General features: G+C 40.0%; 19 protein-coding genes. 6 read left to right on the top strand and 13 right to left on the bottom strand.

The features are described 5' to 3' along the window. Positions 1 to 5: 5 nt before the first annotated feature. From ispG to G6W45_RS08365, 5 genes are all read right to left on the bottom strand, one after another. Positions 6 to 1,064 (bottom strand): flavodoxin-dependent (E)-4-hydroxy-3-methylbut-2-enyl-diphosphate synthase, encoded by a 1,059-nt coding sequence (gene ispG / locus G6W45_RS08385; RefSeq protein ID WP_103576799.1) that lies wholly within the window; start codon positions 1,062 to 1,064, stop codon positions 6 to 8. Positions 1,065 to 1,294: 230 nt separating this feature from the next. After that, positions 1,295 to 3,148: a primosomal protein N' gene (locus G6W45_RS08380; protein ID WP_194168169.1), complete on the bottom strand. Its 1,854-nt coding sequence runs from the start codon at positions 3,146 to 3,148 to the stop codon at positions 1,295 to 1,297. Next, entirely contained in the window at positions 3,148 to 3,564 is a 417-nt protein-coding gene (locus G6W45_RS08375) for a type II secretion system protein (RefSeq protein WP_072594389.1), read from the bottom strand. Before G6W45_RS08375 ends, G6W45_RS08380 begins: the two co-directional genes overlap by 1 nt. Further along, entirely contained in the window at positions 3,561 to 3,797 is a 237-nt protein-coding gene (locus tag G6W45_RS08370; RefSeq protein ID WP_087580738.1) for a hypothetical protein, read from the bottom strand. The genes G6W45_RS08375 and G6W45_RS08370 overlap by 4 nt, the downstream gene beginning before the upstream one ends. Before the next feature lie 13 nt (positions 3,798 to 3,810). Next, positions 3,811 to 4,044 carry a coiled-coil domain-containing protein gene (locus G6W45_RS08365; RefSeq protein WP_021091279.1) on the bottom strand — a complete coding sequence of 78 codons (234 nt, stop codon included), beginning with the start codon at positions 4,042 to 4,044 and terminating at the stop codon, positions 3,811 to 3,813. 125 nt (positions 4,045 to 4,169) lie between these two features. Between G6W45_RS08365 and uvrB the strand changes: the two genes are divergently transcribed. Together uvrB and G6W45_RS08355 are read left to right on the top strand one after the other, a co-directional pair. Beyond that, entirely contained in the window at positions 4,170 to 6,146 is a 1,977-nt protein-coding gene (gene uvrB, locus G6W45_RS08360) for an excinuclease ABC subunit UvrB (protein WP_194168168.1), read from the top strand. Positions 6,147 to 6,453: 307 nt separating this feature from the next. After that, positions 6,454 to 6,813, top strand: coding sequence for a hypothetical protein (locus G6W45_RS08355; protein WP_194168167.1), 360 nt, complete (start codon positions 6,454 to 6,456; stop codon positions 6,811 to 6,813). 21 nt (positions 6,814 to 6,834) lie between these two features. Here G6W45_RS08355 and G6W45_RS09865 read toward each other — a convergent pair whose 3' ends face one another. The 4 genes from G6W45_RS09865 to G6W45_RS08340 form a co-directional block, all read right to left on the bottom strand. Next, complete coding sequence (locus tag G6W45_RS09865; protein WP_242039090.1) at positions 6,835 to 7,044, bottom strand: hypothetical protein; 210 nt, start codon at positions 7,042 to 7,044, stop codon at positions 6,835 to 6,837. Between the two features lie 298 nt (positions 7,045 to 7,342). Then, entirely contained in the window at positions 7,343 to 7,507 is a 165-nt protein-coding gene (locus G6W45_RS09860; protein WP_242039089.1) for a metallophosphoesterase, read from the bottom strand. A gap of 18 nt (positions 7,508 to 7,525) precedes the next feature. Further along, on the bottom strand, positions 7,526 to 8,173 hold the full coding sequence (locus G6W45_RS08345) for a hypothetical protein (protein ID WP_103580116.1): 648 nt from the start codon (positions 8,171 to 8,173) through the stop codon (positions 7,526 to 7,528). Between the two features lie 202 nt (positions 8,174 to 8,375). After that, on the bottom strand, positions 8,376 to 10,922 hold the full coding sequence (locus G6W45_RS08340; RefSeq protein ID WP_194168166.1) for a translocation/assembly module TamB domain-containing protein: 2,547 nt from the start codon (positions 10,920 to 10,922) through the stop codon (positions 8,376 to 8,378). Between the two features lie 168 nt (positions 10,923 to 11,090). Between G6W45_RS08340 and groES the strand changes: the two genes are divergently transcribed. From groES to G6W45_RS08320, 4 genes are all read left to right on the top strand, one after another. After that, positions 11,091 to 11,351 carry a co-chaperone GroES gene (gene groES, locus G6W45_RS08335; RefSeq protein ID WP_084042162.1) on the top strand — a complete coding sequence of 87 codons (261 nt, stop codon included), beginning with the start codon at positions 11,091 to 11,093 and terminating at the stop codon, positions 11,349 to 11,351. An 8-nt stretch (positions 11,352 to 11,359) separates the two neighbouring features. Continuing rightward, positions 11,360 to 11,668 (top strand): monooxygenase, encoded by a 309-nt coding sequence (locus G6W45_RS08330; RefSeq protein ID WP_084042163.1) that lies wholly within the window; start codon positions 11,360 to 11,362, stop codon positions 11,666 to 11,668. Positions 11,669 to 11,690: 22 nt separating this feature from the next. Then, the gene (gene groL / locus G6W45_RS08325) at positions 11,691 to 13,325 is read left to right on the top strand and encodes a chaperonin GroEL (RefSeq protein WP_002940160.1); all 1,635 of its coding nucleotides are present in this window, start codon (positions 11,691 to 11,693) and stop codon (positions 13,323 to 13,325) included. Positions 13,326 to 13,459: 134 nt separating this feature from the next. Next, positions 13,460 to 14,827, top strand: a complete 1,368-nt coding sequence (locus G6W45_RS08320; protein WP_194168165.1) for a phosphomannomutase/phosphoglucomutase — start codon at positions 13,460 to 13,462, stop codon at positions 14,825 to 14,827. Between the two features lie 428 nt (positions 14,828 to 15,255). Here G6W45_RS08320 and G6W45_RS08315 read toward each other — a convergent pair whose 3' ends face one another. The 4 genes from G6W45_RS08315 to G6W45_RS08300 form a co-directional block, all read right to left on the bottom strand. Continuing rightward, complete coding sequence (locus G6W45_RS08315) at positions 15,256 to 16,113, bottom strand: transporter substrate-binding domain-containing protein (protein WP_194168164.1); 858 nt, start codon at positions 16,111 to 16,113, stop codon at positions 15,256 to 15,258. 92 nt (positions 16,114 to 16,205) lie between these two features. Beyond that, positions 16,206 to 16,943 (bottom strand): amino acid ABC transporter ATP-binding protein, encoded by a 738-nt coding sequence (locus G6W45_RS08310; protein ID WP_194168163.1) that lies wholly within the window; start codon positions 16,941 to 16,943, stop codon positions 16,206 to 16,208. A gap of 1 nt (position 16,944) precedes the next feature. Continuing rightward, positions 16,945 to 17,613: an amino acid ABC transporter permease gene (locus tag G6W45_RS08305; RefSeq protein WP_149710826.1), complete on the bottom strand. Its 669-nt coding sequence runs from the start codon at positions 17,611 to 17,613 to the stop codon at positions 16,945 to 16,947. Continuing rightward, complete coding sequence (locus tag G6W45_RS08300) at positions 17,600 to 18,253, bottom strand: amino acid ABC transporter permease (protein ID WP_194168162.1); 654 nt, start codon at positions 18,251 to 18,253, stop codon at positions 17,600 to 17,602. The genes G6W45_RS08305 and G6W45_RS08300 overlap by 14 nt, the downstream gene beginning before the upstream one ends. Positions 18,254 to 18,317 lie beyond the last annotated feature (64 nt).

Genomic DNA, 18,317 nt, shown 5'->3' with positions numbered 1-18,317 from the left:
TTCCTTTAGTCTCTACTTTTTATCTCATCGTCGATCTCTTGTAAAAATCTATCTACAAGCTCGCTCTCAGGCAGCCTTGCGACCACTTCGCCGTGACGCATTATCATGCCATTGCCTTTTCCAAATGCTATGGCAACATCTGCGCCCTTTGCCTCGCCGATCGCATTTACCACGCAGCCCATGACTGAAACGTTTAGCGGCTCTTTTATACCTTTTGTTTTTTCTTCTACGAGCTTTACTGCTGCCATTAGATCAGCTTGCAAACGCCCACAAGTTGGGCATGAGATGATGTTTAACCCCTCTTTTTGACGGCCACTATCTTTTAAGATCGCCTTTGCGACCTTGATCTCCTCTTCTAACTCACCTGTTATGCTAACTCTCATCGTATCGCCGATGCCTTCAAGCAAAAGCCCACCAAGAGCGATCGCGGACTTGATAGTGGCGTGAAAAGTGGTACCAGCCTCAGTAACGCCAAGGTGAAATGGATAGTTTGTCTTTGGGCGAAGCGCTCTATAAGCTTGCATCGTGCGCTCGACGTCGCTTGATTTGAGCGAAATTTTAATGTCCGTAAAGTCAAAATCCTCAAGAAGCTTGATGTTATACATAGCACTCTCCACCATCGCCTCAACTGTGCGGCCGTAGCGATCCTCAAACTGCTTTTCAAGCGAGCCAGAATTTACACCTATTCGGATAGGTAAATTTCGCTGTTTGCAGGCATCAACGACCGCTTTTATATTTTTGGCTGAGCCGATGTTGCCAGGATTTATGCGAATAGCATCGACAAATTCGCTAACGATGAGTGCATAGGTGTGGTTAAAATGAATGTCTGCAACGACTGGAATAGGTGAGCCTGCAACTATCTGTTTTAGCGCGCTGGCGTCCTCTTTGTCAAAAACTGCGCAACGTACGATATCACAGCCGGCAAAATATAGCCTTTGTATCTGCTCAAGCGTGCCTTTTACGTCCTTTGTCTTTGAAAATGTCATTGATTGCACGGATATTGGCGCGTCGCCACCTATTAAAACATCGCGAATTTTTATTTGTTTTGTTGGGTATCGTTGCAAAATTTTGCCTTTAAATTTTTATTGGGGATTATAAAGAAAAATGGCTTTTAAAAGGCTTGAAAATTTATTTTTAATAGTTTATAAAAATTAGTATTTTTATTGGATGTAGTTTCTAAAATTTTACTTACTCTTTATAGCCAACTTATCAAATTTCATAATGCTTTCATAAGCCTTAGGTTTATCTATAAAATTTGCCATATCTTTGTTGGATAGTTTTTAGACTAGCATTTTTAACTAAAATTTACCGGGTCTATATCAATATCGCTAAGTTCGCTTTTGCAGAGGTTTGCAGCTTTTAAAAGAGGTATATGAGAGTTTGAGCGGAGTAAAATTTCATATCTAAATTTGCTTCCAAGATACTCTATCTGGCACTTTCCGTATCCTATGATCTCAAGTTCATCGCTTCTTAAAGGTTCTATTCTTTGCACAAATTCATTCATCGTATTTTTTACTATGTGTTCATCTTTATGTGAGATGATAATGCGAAGAAGCCTGGTAAATGGCGGATAAAGCCCCTCTCGGTAGCCAATCTCATCTTTTAAAAATGCGTCATAATCACTGATGTAGCTCTCAAAAAATTCTCTTTGTTTGCTTTGAATGATAACTCTGCCAAACCCGTTTCTACCAGCTCTTCCAGCTACTTGCATGGCAAGAGCGAGCGTTCGCTCCCTGGCTTTATAATCAGGAAAATTTAAAAGCTCGTCAAATCCCATGATGACAGCAAGCTCTACGTTGTGATAATCATGCCCTTTGCTTAGCATTTGTGTACCAAGCAAGATATCTATCTTGCCGTCGTTAAATTCCTTCAAAGCCTTTACGAGCTTGTTTTGCGTCGTTATTTCATCTCTATCAAATTTAGCGATTCTAGCATTCGCAAACTCAGCTTGCAGCCGCTCAAGTAGCTCGCTAGTGCCAATTTTTTTGGCCTCTATCATCTCGCTACCGCACTGGTGACAAATTTTTGGCACGGCCATTTTATGCTCGCAGTATTGACACTTTAGCACGTTTTGTTTTTTGTAGTAGCTCATACCGATGCTACAAAATGGACACTTTAGCGTTTCACCGCAGTTTTTGCAGACTAGATATTTAAAATTTGCCCTTGTTGGCAGGCAGATGACAGCTTGCTTTTTATTCGCGAGTGTCTTTGAAATTTCATCTTTTAAAATTTCACTAATTCCAGTCTCACTCTCATCGAAAATGTAATTTTTTTGCGAATCAAAATATGTCCCTTTTAAGCGAAAATGCTCCTGCTTGTAAAAGCTAGTAAGGCTTGGCGTGGCACTTCCAAGCACCACTTGTAGGTCAAATTTGCTAGTTAGAAAGAGGGCAAGATCTCTTGCGTTGTAGTGTGGCTTTGAGCCTGTATTTTTGTAGCTATCGTCATGTTCTTCGTCGATGATGATAAGTTTTAGTTTTTCAAGTGGTAAAAATAAAGCCGACCTCGCACCTGCAACTAGCCTAACTTTGCCACTTTTTATATCTTTTAAAATTTGCTCTTTTTTCTTTAGCGTGATCTTTGAGTGCCAGACTGCTACTGCCTCGCCAAAGAAGCCCTCAAGGCGTTTTTGCATTTGTGGCGTGAGTGAAATTTCAGGCATTAAAAATAGTGCTTGGCTGCCTGCGTTTAAAATTTCTCTGATCTTTGCTATATAAATCTCGCTTTTTCCGCTTCCAGTGTCGCCAAAGATGAGTGAAATTTTACGTTTATTTATAAAATCCAAAGCCTCTTGCTGTTTTTCGCTTAGTTTTGGTGCTACATTAAAATTTTGATTTTCATAAATTTGATCTGTGGCAATAGTGTCATTTGGTTCAAATAAATTTAGGCTGACGCCAAGCTCGCATGTGTAATATTTTGAGATAAATATTGCCAATTCGCTTTGCATTGAAGTTAGATTAATCGGTAGAATTTCTAAAATTTTGCTTGTTTTAAACTCTGGTTTGCCAGTCTCTTTTACGATAAAAGCAGTAAGAATTTTTCCTCTTAAAGAAGCCTTTACGCCTTGAAATTTTTCTAGTTTTTGATCGCTTTCATAAGTGAGTGGGGCTAAATTTAGCCCATAAAATACGAGTATGTAATAATGCATTACTGAAGTGATTTGCAAATTTCATTTTCATCACTGCAACCAAAATCACCAGTATTTTTGTCGTATTTGAAATTTGCTACTTTGCCATCTAGTCTAAATGTATATTTGTCATCGCCTATTCTGTGCCAGCCATTTTTGCTACCGCTATCTTTTATCGGTATATTTATAACATTTTTAAAAAGTTTGCTTGGATCGCCATCGTCTAGTTTTTGTGGAAATTCTGGCTTTGCTTGCAAGATATTATCATTGTATTTTAGTGAAATTCCACTTCTTATAGCAGCAAGTTGAGTTTTGGCATTTGAGATAGTAGCGTCACTTCTAGAAAAAAATAGCCTAGGTATAGCGACTGTGCTTAAAATACCTAGTATAACTACTATAAATATCAGCTCAAGCAAGGTGTAAGCTCGTCTTTTCATCTCTCTTCTCGCTTTAATATCTCATCAACGTTGCTAGTTAAATTTTTTACTGCCTTTATCACAGCATAATTTTCATAACATTTTTCTATAAAGGCATTTAAAAGCTCTTTTGGCTCGATAAATTGGCGTCCGCCCATTAAATTTTGCCAGTCATCTTCAAAGAATTTAGCAAAATCATCATCAAGCGTGATCGTGTAGTCGCGAGATGATATAGTGAGCGTGATTTTTTTCATATTTTAGCCAAGCTTATCTGCCAAGGACAGCTTCGATTTTTCTCATTACATCATCAGCTTCGGTATTTTTCTTGTCAAGATCCTCTTCTAAACGCATGATTTGATTACTTTTTGCCTCATTTTGTGCTTTTAAAGTTACGATCTCATTACGTAACTCTTCGTTCGTTTTGCAAAGCTCGTCATATTTTGTGATCAGGTCATTTACTTTATCGCTTAGTGTGGTTAAGATCGCATTATCTTCAAACATAAAAGTTCCTTTAAAATAATAATTAGGCTCGTATTCTAACACGCAGACGCTAAATTCTTATTAAAATTCTCATTTGACAAAGCACTATCTTTGCTATAAAATTCGCCCAAATTTAAAGGCAATCAATGAGTAAATTTGAAATTTCATCTAAATTTAGCCCAAGCAGTGACCAAGCAAGAGCGATAAAAGAGATAGTAAAAAGCATAAAATCAGGCAATAAATACCAAACTCTTCTAGGTGTGACAGGGTCCGGCAAAACTTTCACCATGGCAAACGTAATACGTGAGCTAAACATGCCAACTCTTATCATGACGCATAACAAATCCTTAGCTGCGCAGCTTTATAGCGAATTTAAGGGCTTTTTTCCAAAAAACCATGTCGAGTACTTCATAAGCTATTACGACTACTACCAGCCAGAAGCCTATATCCCAAGAAGTGACCTATATATAGAAAAGGATAGTTCGGTAAATGAGGAGCTTGAGCGCCTGCGCCTCTCTGCGACGGCTAGCTTGCTAAGCTTTGATGATGTGATCTGCGTGGCCTCAGTCTCTGCAAACTACGGCCTTGGTAATCCAAGCGAGTATAAGGGGATGGTGGCATATCTTAGCGTGGGCGAGAAGATAAGCCAAAGAAAGCTTTTAGAACAGCTTGTGGATATGGGCTACAAGCGCAATGACAACTACTTTGACAGGGGCGACTTTCGTGTAAATGGCGATGTGGTTGATATTTACCCAGCTTATTACAACGACGAAGCCCTAAGGGTTGAGTTTTTTGGCGATGAGATCGATGCAATGTATCATTTTGATGTGCTTGATAATAAACGGATCAAAGACATTTCTAAATTTACGCTTTACGCCACCAGTCAGTTTATCGTGGGCGCTGATAGGCTAAAGATCGCGATGAAAGAGATCGAAGAGGAGCTTGATATTCGTTTGAAAGAGTTTAACGAGCAGGGCAAGCTAGTCGAGGCGCAGAGACTAAAGCAAAGGGTGGAGTTTGACCTTGAGATGATGGCAAGCACTGGCATGTGCAAAGGCATCGAAAACTACGCACGCCACCTAACTGGTCAAAAGCCCGGAGAGACGCCGTACTCGATGTTTGACTACTTTGAGATAAGCGGCAAGGACTATCTAGTCATTGTCGATGAAAGTCACGTGAGTTTACCGCAGTTTAGGGGCATGTATGCGGGCGATAGAAGCCGTAAAGAGGTGCTTGTGGAGTATGGATTTCGCTTGCCATCGGCTCTTGATAACAGGCCGCTTAAATTTGACGAGTTTATAAGCAAAAAGGCGAAATTTCTCTTTGTCTCAGCCACGCCAAACGAATACGAGCTTGGCATCAGCCAGGGGCATGTTTATGAGCAAATTTTGCGACCTACGGGACTACTTGACCCGATCATCGAGATAAAAGATAGCGACAATCAAGTCGAGGTGCTATTTGACGAGGCAAAGGCAGTCATCGCAAGAGGTGAGCGCGTGCTAGTTACGGTGCTAACTAAAAAGATGGCCGAGGAGCTAAGCCGCTACTACATCGAGCTTGGCGTCAAGGTCAAGTATATGCACTCAGACATCGACGCAATCGAGCGAAATGAGATCATTAGAGGGCTTAGAAGTGGCGAATTTGACATGCTAATAGGCATAAATTTGCTCCGTGAGGGGCTAGACCTGCCAGAAGTGAGCCTAATAGCGATCATGGACGCCGATAAAGAGGGCTTTTTGCGCTCGACCACGAGCCTTATACAGACGATGGGGCGTGCGGCTAGAAATGTAAATGGCAAGGTGCTAATGTTTGCCAAAAAGATCACGCACTCGATGAAAGAGGCGATCGATACGACGACAGCTAGGCGTAAATTTCAAGATGAGTACAACAAAGCTCACGGCATGACGCCGCACTCTGCAAGTAGAAATATCGAAGAGAGCCTGCATGTCGAAGATGATGGTGAAATTTATAAACGTGGTAAAAATTTAGAGAAGATGCCAGCTAGCGAGCGAGCTGCGATAGTAAAAGAGCTAAGAAAGCAGATGCTTGAAGCGGCGGCGCAGCTGGAGTTTGAGAAGGCGGCGGCATTGCGCGACGAGATCGCCAAAATCCGCAAGCTTTAAATTTGACGGCTTGTCTTTTTCCGCCATACTTCGTTACCGGCTCAGTCGGCTTCGGTCGCGGACGGCTAGTCCGCTCCCTCGCCTCGCTCGCCGCTGCCTCGTCTGACGAAAAATACTTCGCCTTATCGTTTTACGCTCAAATTTGAAGTTAAATTTGTAAATTTCGGTTTCAAATTTTACTCACCGAGACCCATATCTTAAAAATGCCAAATTTTAAAAATGGCACAAAAATTTATTTAGCCAATTTTTACTAAAATATGACGTATTTGTAAAAAAGCAAAATTTTAATCAAAAAAGTAGTCCATAAATGACAAAAGAAGAGATAAAAATTGTAAAACGTGGTTTTGTTTCTGTCTTTGATATAAAAGGCGGCTTAATAAAAACGTTAGCAGAGTGTGCGCTTGACGGCAAGTACTATGGCTCTGCAGTCAGAATCACAACAAGAAATTTATATCAAAATCTAAACAAAAAAACAAATTTTGTAGACGATATAGAAACGGAAATTATTTTTAGGATACTTTGCTCAAGCGACAAAGATGCAGGTATCCTAGCGGCGCATGTCAGAGAGATGTTTTCGAATAGTAAAATTTTGCGCCTAAGTTGTGATTTTATAGATAATGAAATAGTTAATATCAAAGAAAGCTACGATGAAATTTTAGCCCAGTAATCTCACCCGCCCTCTTCGATATTATCCTGCAAAAAGACTCGCATACTCGAAACTCAAGCGCGCAAGACGGCCAAAGCCGTGCCTATAGATGCAGCCCGTGTCGATATTTGCACCAAATTCCGTGATATCTGGGCTCGCGATCGGCGTATGGCCGTAGACGTTAAAGACGCCATCGTTTTGGCTAAAATCGCCCCTACCCGCAAAGTACGTGCCGCCTAAACTCCGCCGCACTATCGCCGTCCGAGCTGCGCAGCGGCCACATCCGCCCGGCCGCCGAGTGTGATACGACGAGCCGCCTGCCCTGCGCGTTTTTAAACTCATGAAATTCCAAATAAAGCGGCAAATTTGACAAAAACTCTATGTGCGCGAGTTTCTGGACGCGGTCGGCTTTGGCGTAGGATGCGAAAGTCTGCGCACCGCCGTTTAGGAAAAACCAGCGCGGATCATTAGGCATTTCGCCGCACAAAAATGCATCCTTGTGTTGCAAAAGGTGGTATTCGTGATTGCCCATCACGGCCGCGTAACCGCGCTACATCGCTAACTGCATGACCTCAAAACTCCCCTCGCTGCGGTCTATCAGATCGCCCACGAAGCAAATTTTAGAATCAGCGCCGCGCGGCAAGCGATCTATCATGGTGCAAAGAGTTTTATAACAGCCGTGAACGTCGCCGATAAGGTAAATTTGGTCGTTCATTTTGCTAAAATTTATACATTACCAACGATAGTTTTTATCAAAAAGACTATCTAGATTTTGCTTTAATTCATATGCTCTATTCAAGTGTTTTTCTATATCGTTTTTATTCTCGCCGACAGCATTTATTCCCACAAAGTCAATCGATATACTCACGCCGTTATCGCTAATATTTGAAACTCGCATAACATAAAGATAGATATCGAATTTGCTCCCGTTTTTAAAAACCTCAAGCTGCTTGTTGTATATTGTTATAGCCTGCTTTATTATCATCTTTGTCTTATATTCTTGTTCAGTATTATAACCAGATACGGTTGGAACTAAATTTTCGATATTTTTCTCGTAGGACGCAAAATCAGCTGTTTTAATCACATTTTTACTCTTATAAGTTTCAAGGGCAGATTTCAAAAACTCTATATTTAAATTTACCATCGAATAAGAATCAGCTTTAATCCAGTCCAATCTATATTTTTCATTTCCAGAACTTCGTATATTTCTCCAAAATTTATCGTAGTTTTCTTTATTAAAATCAATCCAGCCGCCCGACATATCTATGGCTACCCTCTTTGCTATATGAAAATTCATATTACTTGAGGCTCCATCGCCCTTTGACGCTATGCCGCACCCGCAAAATAGTAGCGCAATCATAAAAATAATCAGCTTTTTCATCGCTTCTCCTATAAACATAATTTTGCAAAATTTTACTACCGCAAGCATTAAATTATACTTGCGTAGCGCAAGCTAAATTTCGCATCAAATTTGAGCGCTATCACTCGCCAAGTACTAGCATCGCGCCAAGGGCACTTTGGTTTATGTCGCTACAAAAGTGCCCAAGCCCCATTAGATACTTTAAATTTTCTGCCTTTTTCATCTAAAATAGCCCTTTTAAAAGCCCCTTTAAATTTTGCTTTTCGCCGTTTGCGCCTTCATCATCTTTGCCGCCTAGTTTTTTGTCCAAAAATCTACCTATCTCTTTTTTGACCTTATTTTCAAGATATTGCGACCTGACGTCGTATTTTAGCTTGTCTGTCGTACCTGAGATTTGCACGTTTAGATCGGTCTTTTCTAGCCTGCAAACAAGCGGCGCGTTAAGCATTTTTGTCGCGATATTATAAGTGCCATTTGCAACCTTTATATCGCTCTTTGGTGAGCTTAAATTTACGTTAAAAACGACGTTATCGCCCTTTATATCGCCGTAAATTTTGCCGTCTTTGTAAATTTCTTTTGTGATGTCCTTGCCGGTGAAGATTTTTATATTGTTTGTGAGATTTGTGCTGGCTAGGTGACCCTCTTTTAGCAAGATGTCAAATTTACCGAGCTTTTGTTTTGTTTCGTAGTTAAATTTAGCATCGCCGTTGCCGTCATATAGATGATCCAGCCCCAAAGTCTGTGTTAGTCCTTTGACTTCGAAGTTTTTTAGCACCGCACCAAGCGCGCCACCTTTGTAGTTCGCCTCTAGTTTGCCCTTAAATAGATCATCTGAAGTGGCTTTTACGCTTAGATCATCCACTTTACCATTTGCTGTTACGAGGGCTGCAAATTTACCGTGAAGCTCGCGACCAGCTAAAAATGCAAGCTTATTTAGCTCTGAAACTACCGCTTGAAGCTTTAAGCTAAGCGTGCTTTTGCCCACGTCAAAACTGCCATCTATGCCCTTTATATCAGCTAGCGAGCTAAGAAAGTCGCCGCTAAATTTTGCTATGTCGCCTTTATAGTCTAGACTCAAATTTGAGCTAAATTTCTCATTTTCTGGGAATTTTTTATCAAGCATTTTGCTAAGTGTTGCGGCGTTAAATTTGCCATCATTCAAAGCGATCGTTGCGGTGACGCTTGGGTTTTTACTAAAGATATTTTGCCCCTTTGCTTGGACATTTGTCTTAGCGTTTGCCAGCCTATCGTTGCCGCTAAGCGCCAAGATCTCTCCTAGCTGCGCATCTTTTAGGCTAAGATCAATATTTTCATTTTTTATGGTGGCGTTTAGCTTACCAGCAAAGGCATCGCCGCCTAAATTTAGCTCATCTATCTTGCTTGCTTTAACCTTCACATCGCCCGCAAGCGCCATCGTTGAGCCCACCTCAAAGCCACTAACTGCTTTAAATTTCTCAGGGTCGCTAATGAGCAGAGCAAATTTGCTAAAAATTTGGCTGTTTTTTATGTCAAAAACGCCCTTTACATCCTTTAGCTCGCCAAGGTCGCTAAGCATGTTTGCGTCAAAATTTACAAGCTCACCTTTTGCTGTGGCGCCACCTTTTAGCTCAAATTTCGCCGCGTTTTTAAGCTTTGCAAGACCATTATCTATAAGGCCATTTTTTATCTCAAATTTAGCCTCGCCTGCAAGCTTTTTTAGCTCATTAAAGCCGCTAAAATTTGCGTTTAAATTTATCTGCCCGTCTGCGTAGCTAGGCTGCAAAGCAAGCGCTAGAAGCTCTTTTAGCTTGATGTTAGTTGCATTTAGGGCTAAGTTTTTGCTATCAAAATTTGCATTTATCTTGCCGCCAAGGCCGTTTATCTCAGCTTTTAGGTTTTGAAGGGCATTTTCTTGCATTGTAATTTCGCCGTTTGCATCCACAGCGCCGCTTAGTTGCTCGCCTAAGAGCTTGCCAAAAAGGGCAAGATCAGGCACGTTTAGGGAAAAGTCGCTCTTTAAATTTTTGCTACTTAGATCATAAGTCGTCTCGTTTGTTTTTAAAGTGGCTTCAGGTGCGATGATAATGGTTTTTGCGCTCACTTTTTCATTTGCAAATTTAGCATTTACGCCACCTTTAAAGTTTATATCTTTTGCTAAATTTAGCCCAAATTCATTTTTAAGAATTTCTTTGTTTATCACTGCATCGCTTGCTAAAATTTGAGCGTTTATGATGGGCTCATTTTTCTCATCAACTCCTTGCATGTTGCTCGTTAGATCAAGCTTGCCGCTAGCTAAATTTGGCTTTTTAGCAAGAGCTGATATCTCAGAAATTTCTATATTTTTAGCGTCAAGGTTTATGGCTTTTGGCAGGTAGTCTTTTAAATTTACGTTTAAATTTATATTTGAGCCAAGCGCAGTGCCAGTGGCCGTTAGCTTGATGTCACTAAATTTACCAGCCACATTTGCTTTAAGAGCGACGTCTTTTTTTAGTCCAAGCTCGCTAGCCTTTGCCTTGTCAGTGTTTATATCTATGTTTAAGCTCATACTTTGAGCAAGCAGTGAAAGCTCGCCATTAGCTTTTAAATTTATGGCGTTCATCACGGTCGCTTCTAAATTTAGCGTGTTAAGTCCAAGGCTAAAATCTTTAAATTTCACATCGATACCACGAGCAAGTGCCTCTTTTTCTATTTTGTTGGCTATAAATTTATTACCAAAAGAGCTAAAGATAAAGCCAAAAATGCAAAGGATTATCAGTGCCAAAGCCGCTACTATATAGGCTATTTTTTTCATAAATTTCCTTTATATTAGTTTTACATATCATAAAACTTTAGTGTAAGTGACTAAAGTTTTAATAAAATTTAACTATAAATTATTGACTTTTTTAGAAAAAAGTGCTAGGATTTCATCACTCAAAAATAAAGAGTGCTAAAAAAGACAATTAAACCAAAAGGATGAACAATGAACTTTCAACCATTAGGCAAGCGTGTTCTAGTCGAACGCGTAGAGGAGACAAAGACCACAGCTTCGGGCATTATTATACCTGATAACGCAAAAGAAAAACCTTTAAGCGGCGAGGTAAAAGCAGTCGGGGCTGAAGTAGAGGGCATAAAAGTTGGTGATAAAGTTGTATTTGCAAAATACGGTGGCACTGAGATAAATTTAGATGATAAAACATATCTTGTTTTAAACATCGACGATGTTTTAGGCGTTTTAAAATAAGGCTGCAGATGGCTGCAATTATGTATGTTGATTTTCCGCAAGAAGGTCTTTTTGGAGACGAGATGTCAAAAGCTTTTGAGGATTTGGCTAAAAGCATCAACCAAGAACCCGGTATGATATGGAAAATTTGGACTGAGAACAAACAAACAAAAGAAGCCGGCGGAATTTATCTTTTTGACAATAAGGAGAATGCGGAAAAATATCTGAAAATGCATAGTGAAAGACTAGCTAAAAACGGCTATTCAAATATTCGCGGCAAAATTTTTGATATTAATATGCCTTTGTCAATGATAAATAAGGCTGATTTTTTAAAATAAATTAAAACCGAAAGGAAAAACAATGGCAAAAGAAATTTTTTACTCTGATGATGCAAGAAACCGCCTATACGAGGGCGTAAAAAAACTAAATGATGCTGTGAAAGTGACAATGGGACCAAGAGGCAGAAATGTTCTTATCCAAAAGAGCTTTGGCGCTCCAAACATCACAAAAGACGGCGTTAGTGTGGCTAAAGAAGTTGAGCTAAAAGATACTATCGAAAACATGGGTGCAAGCCTAGTTAGAGAAGTGGCAAGCAAGACAAATGACCAAGCGGGCGACGGCACTACAACAGCGACTGTGCTAGCTCACGCGATATTTAAAGAGGGTCTTAGAAACGTAACTGCTGGCGCAAATCCTATCGAAGTAAAACGCGGCATGGATAAAGAAGTAGCAGCTCTTATAGATGCACTAAAAAACATCTCTAAAAAAGTTTCTGGCTCAAAAGAGATCGCTCAGATCGCTACTATCTCAGCTAACTCAGACGAGAGCATCGGCAAGCTTATCGCTGATGCGATGGAAAAAGTCGGCAAAGATGGTGTCATAACAGTAGAAGAGGCAAAGTCTATCCAAGACGAGCTAAGCGTTGTTGAGGGTATGCAGTTTGACCGCGGATATCTAAGCCCATACTTCATCACAAATCCTGAAAAGATGCAAGTTGAGCTAAGCAATCCATTTATATTGCTATTTGACAAGAAGATCACAAATTTAAAAGACCTGCTTCCAGTGCTTGAGCAAGTACAAAAGAGTGGCAAACCACTTCTAATCATCGCTGAAGATATCGAGGGGGAGGCGCTTGCAACGCTTGTTGTAAATAAACTTCGCGGCGTGCTAAACATCTCAGCTGTAAAAGCTCCTGGCTTTGGCGATAGAAGAAAAGCGATGCTTGAAGATATCGCTATCTTAACAGGTGGTGAAGTCATTAGTGAAGAGCTAGGCAGAACACTTGAAAGCGCCACTATAAACGATCTTGGACAAGCTTCAAGTGTAGTTATCGACAAAGACAACACAACTATCGTAAATGGCGCAGGTGAGAAGTCAGCGATCGACGCTAGAATCACTCAGATAAAAGCTCAAATCGCAGAAACAACAAGCGACTACGACAAAGAAAAACTACAAGAGCGCCTTGCAAAACTAAGTGGCGGCGTGGCAGTTATTAAAGTAGGTGCTGCGACTGAAACTGAGATGAAAGAGAAAAAAGACCGCGTTGATGATGCTCTAAGCGCTACTCGTGCAGCTGTTGAAGAGGGTATCGTAGTAGGCGGCGGTTCAGCTCTTATCCTTGCTTCAAAGAGTGTAAATCTAAATTTACAAGGTGATGAGGCAATCGGCGCTGAGATCGTTAGAAGAGCGCTTCGTGCTCCACTTCGCCAAATCGCTGAGAATGCCGGCTTTGACGCAGGTGTTGTCGCAAACGCAGTTGAGACAAGCAAAGATGCAAATTTTGGCTTTAATGCTGCAACTGGCGAATATGTAAATATGTTTGAAGCCGGTATCATCGATCCAGTTAAAGTTGAGAGAGTCGCGCTACAAAACGCTGTTAGCGTGGCTAGCTTACTACTAACGACTGAGGCAACTATCAGCGAGATAAAAGAAGAAAAAGCAATGCCTGCAATGCCTGACATGGGCGGAATGGGTGGTATGGGCGGCATGATGTAGCAGCCCTTTTTCGAGCTAGAGCTTTCTAGCTCGAATTTATACTTAAACTTTAGACTCACTAAATTTATAAAATTATTTACTCCTTTTTAAATTTATTCTTGTATCATTTTGCTTTCTTTTAGGGAGAATTTACAATGAAATATGATGAAATTTTTAGAGAATACGACATCCGTGGCATTTTTGAAAAAGACTTGACAGAAGATAGCGTCAAGGCTATAGGGCTTGCTTTGGGTAAGAAATTTAACGAATTTGGCGTAAAAACTTTAAGTGTTGGTTTTGACGCAAGAATAAGCGCTAGTACGCTTTTTAGGTATCTGCTAAGCGGCCTAAATAAGGCTGGTGGCTTTAAAATTTATAGCATCGGCTTACTTCCAACTCCTGTTGGCTACTTTAGCGTTTATGCTGATTATTTCGACGCAAATATCATGATCACGGGCTCTCACAACCCAAAAGAGTACAACGGCTTTAAGATCACTATCAAAAAAGATAGTTTCTTTGGCAAAGATTTGCAAATTTTAAAAGATAAGGTGAACGAGATAATCGCTTCTGGTGAGCAAATAGCAGACGATGAGAGCTGCGAGAAATTTAATATCTTAGAAAAATATGTCGAGTTTTTTGTAAAAGAATTTAGTGAGCTTAAAAATTTCAAAAAGCCTTTTGTTATCGACTGTGCAAATGGCGCTGTTGGCGTGAGTTTGGTGCCTATCGTCAAGGCACTTGGACTAAATGCAAAAATTTTATATGAATATCCAGACGGAAATTTCCCAAATCACCATCCAGATCCAAGCGAAAAAGAGAATTTAAAAGAGCTATTTTCTCTTATAGAAAAGAAAGAATTTGACCTTGGATTTGGCTTTGACGGAGACGGCGACAGGATCGCGGTTATAACGCCAAAAAGAGATATAAAAGGCGATGAACTAGCATATCTTTATGCTCTAAATATGAAACATCCAAAGGTGCTTGGCGAGGTTAAATGCTCACAAAATATGTACGATGAGATCGCTAAGATCGGCGAAGTTTTTATGGGAAAAACAGGACACAGCAACATCAAAAAGATGATGAAAGAGCTAAACGTAGATCTTGCAGCTGAAGTGAGCGGTCATATCTTCTTTAAAGAGCGATACTTTGGCTTTGATGATGCGCTTTATGCGATGATGAGAGTGCTCGAACTAGTTCATAAGGGCTTTGACCTTGACGGCGAGCTTGATAAGATGCCACTTGTCTTTAGCACCGATGAGATCAAGGTAAAGACGACTGACGAGGCTAAATTTAAGATAGTTGCCAAGTTAAAAGAGTGCGTGAAAAACGAGAGTTGCGACCTGCCAAAGATAAAAAATATCATTGATATTGATGGTATTAGAATTCAGTTTGAAAATGGCTGGGCGCTGGTGCGTGCATCAAATACAACGCCAGTTATCGTCACTAGATTTGAGGCAAAGAGCAAGGAATTTCTAGAAGATATCGAGCAAAAAGTGACAAATTTGTTAAAGAGCTTAATGTAGCTTACAATGAGCATTTTGGGCTAAATTTACTCCAAAATGCTCTTTAAAATTTTTGTTTAAACATTTAAAAACTAAGTTGTATCTTTCTCGCCTAGCTTTCGTGGATTTTTTGGAAACTTTGCATACATATCATCCATCTAGAATTTAAATTTATAAAATAACAATTTAAATTTATAAAATAACATGCGGCTTAACTTTTTTGAACCTTCATGTGGATAATGTAATTTAAATCCACAAGTAGCCTATCTAATGTCGGCATTCTTTTTAAAATAGCTCATTATTGCAAGGGTTCATCTACTAGCTTACTGCTCAGTCAGATATGCAAGTTTATATATTTTATGACAATATCACCTACTGAAAAAGCCTACGAACATATTTGTTAAATTTAAAAAAAGAGAGATGGCGTAAAGATTTACGCCATTAAATTTTTAGAGTTTGCCACCTTCAACGACAAGTGATTCGGGATTGACACTGTCGCCGTAGATCGGTTTTAGTGTAGCATCATAGTCTTTGTGGAAGAAATTTTCTTTTCCAAGCTCAATGATTTCATTGTTTAGCCAGTCAAGTAAAACTTTGTTACCTTTTTTAACAGCTGGTGCTATCACGTCCACATCACCAAGTGCTTCAACGCCTACAACAAAACCAGGAGTCTCTTTCGCCCAGGCAAAAAGTAGGGCGTTATCATGCGCTAGAGCAGCACCTCTTTTATCAACCAAAGCTGCGAAAGTTTCGGTGTTTTGATCATACTTTAAAAGCTTGATATCAGGATAATTTTTTGTAAAAAATGCGTCTGCTGTTGTGCCTTTATTGACGATCAAAGTTTTATCTTTTAGCTCATCAACGCTCTTTATCACAGCGCCCTCAGGGCTAACGATGCCAAGAGATACTTTCATATATGGAAGCGCAAAATCAACAACTTGCGCGCGCTCAGGGGTCTTCGTGAAATTTGCAAGCGTGATATCGACCTTGTCAGCTGTGAGCACTTCGACCCTGCCAGCAGCCTCGACTAGCTCAAATTTAACCTTGCTCTCATCGCCAAGCAAGTCTTTTGCGATGCGTTTTGCAAAGTAGATGTCATAGCCTTGGTTTTTGCCGTCTTTATCGACGTAGCCAAATGGCGGTTTGTCGCTAAAAACGCCTATCCTTATATATCCACGCTCTTTGATCTTTGCGATCGTATCAGCTTGGTTTGAAGCGGCTGCTTTGTCCGCACCTTTGTCATCACCACAACCCGTTAGAAAGACGGTAGCGACTAATGCTAATAAGAAAAATTTAAATTTTCTCACTCTTTCTCCTTTTAGAAAATTTAGTAAATAAGAGCGGTCAAATCTCGCTCTAAACGCATTTTGAAAAAACGGCAAATTATCTCTTATTTTTTCTAAAATGAGAATAAATTTAGAAATTTCTTTGCGCGATCGCTCTTTGGATTAGTAAAAAACTCCTCTGGCTCGCTGATCTCCACGATCGCTCCAGCGTCCATAAATACGATCTTGTTAGCAACCGCTCTTGCAAAGCTCATCTCGTGTGTGACTATTAGCATCGTCATGCCATCTTTGGCTAAATTTAGTATCACATCAAGCACTTCTCTAACGATCTCTGGATCAAGCGCAGCCGTAACCTCGTCAAATAGCATGATCTCAGGGTTTAAACAAAGGCTTCTAACGATTGCTATGCGCTGCTTTTGACCGCCGCTTAGCTCCTTTGGATAGGCAAATTTCTTATCAAGCAGCCCAACCTTGCTTAGCCACATATCAGCCGTTTTTTCAGCCTCGACTCTATCTCTTTTTTGCACCTTTAAAGGCCCAAGAAGGACGTTATCTATGACGTTCATATGATCAAATAGCTCGTAGCTTTGAAAGACCATGCCGACCTTTTGGCGGATCCTTTGCCACTCTTTAAATTTAGCATCTATCACTTCGCCGTCTATGATTATCTCGCCGCTTGCGATGTTCTCAAGGCCGTTTATGCACCTAAGAGTTGTGCTTTTGCCACAGCCAGATGGCCCAAGAAGCACGACTACTTCACCACTTTTAACCTCTAAGCTTATATCTTTTAAGGCGTGAAGCTCTCCATAAAATTTGTTTATTTTTTTAAGTTCTAAGATATTTTCGCTCATTTTAGCTCCATTTTTCTTCTAGTTTTTTCGATAGTTTTGAGACTGGATAGCAGATCGCAAAATATAAAAAGAATATGAGCGTGTATATCCAAAATGGCGCCATAGGATTTGTAAATACATTTCGCTCGATGATCTGCTGGCCGACCTTGACTACCTCCACAACGCCAATTAGCACGACAATAGAGGTCGTTTTTATCATACGGCTTAGTAAATTTACAGCTCCAGGAACTAGCCTTCTTGTGGCAAGTGGGATGATGACGTGAGAGTAAATTTGAAATTTACTAAGTCCAAGCGATGCGGCTGATTCAAATTGATGTTTTGGTATTGATGTTATTGCACCACGCACGATGTCCATCATTTCAAAAATTCCCCACAAGCTAAAGACGATGAGTGAGGCTGTAAATGCTGAAATATGAATATCAAACGCCTTGCTGACACCAAAATAAAATAAAAATAGCCAAACGATCTGAGGCATTATACGAACGATTTCTAGGCAAATTTTTAAAATAAAATAGATAAATTTATTTTTCATGCTCATAAGTACGCCAAGCACTAAGCCGCCGATTATAGAGATAAAAATAGAGATAAATGAAATTTCTGTGCTAATGACTAGACCTTCAAAGAGCCTTAGTAAATTTTGTGTATCAAATAATATACTAACTCCTTGCATTTCTCACCCTTTTTTCGACATAGCTAAGCACCAGCGAGACTGGCAAGATGATGATGAGATAGCTAATTACTAGCATAAAAAGCGCTTCGTCTGTTTTGTAATAAAGCCCAATGAGATCCTTTGCGACGTAAACTAGATCAGCAAGAGCTACGATACTAACGATGCTTGTTTCTTTTAGTAAAAAGATAATATTTGCACTAATGCTTGGCACCGCTACGCTAAATGCTTGAGGCAAGATAACATATCTTAAGAGCTGATTTTTGCTAAGTGCGATGCTAAGACCTGCTTCTATCTGCGACTTTCTAACCGCCTCAAAACCAAGTCTAAAGCTCTCACTCATGTAACTACCGCCAAGAAAGCTAAGTCCCGCGACCGCACAGGCAAAGCCGCTCATCGATACACCAAGCTTTGGCAAGCCGTAGTATAAAAAGAAAAGCTGTATAAGAAGTGGTGTATTTCTTGAGAGCTCGATGTAGCAATCAATTACTTTTGATAGAAATTTTAGCTTGTAAAATTTCACGGCCATACAAAAAATACCGATCAAAATAGAAAAAATAATCCCTAAAAAGGCAATCTCACAGGTAAGCACTCCGGCCTTAACATAAAGCGGATAAAATTTCTCAATAAACTCAAAATCCATAAAACTTTAATCCAATCTGAAAAATGGAGTTATTTTATCTTATAATCATAAATTTAAAACTAAT

The organism is Campylobacter concisus (assembly GCF_015229955.1).
Classification (GTDB): Bacteria; Campylobacterota; Campylobacteria; order Campylobacterales; family Campylobacteraceae; genus Campylobacter_A; species Campylobacter_A concisus_AT.
Note: the sequence above shows the minus strand (reverse complement) of the source record. Positions and strands in the feature narration are given on the sequence as shown.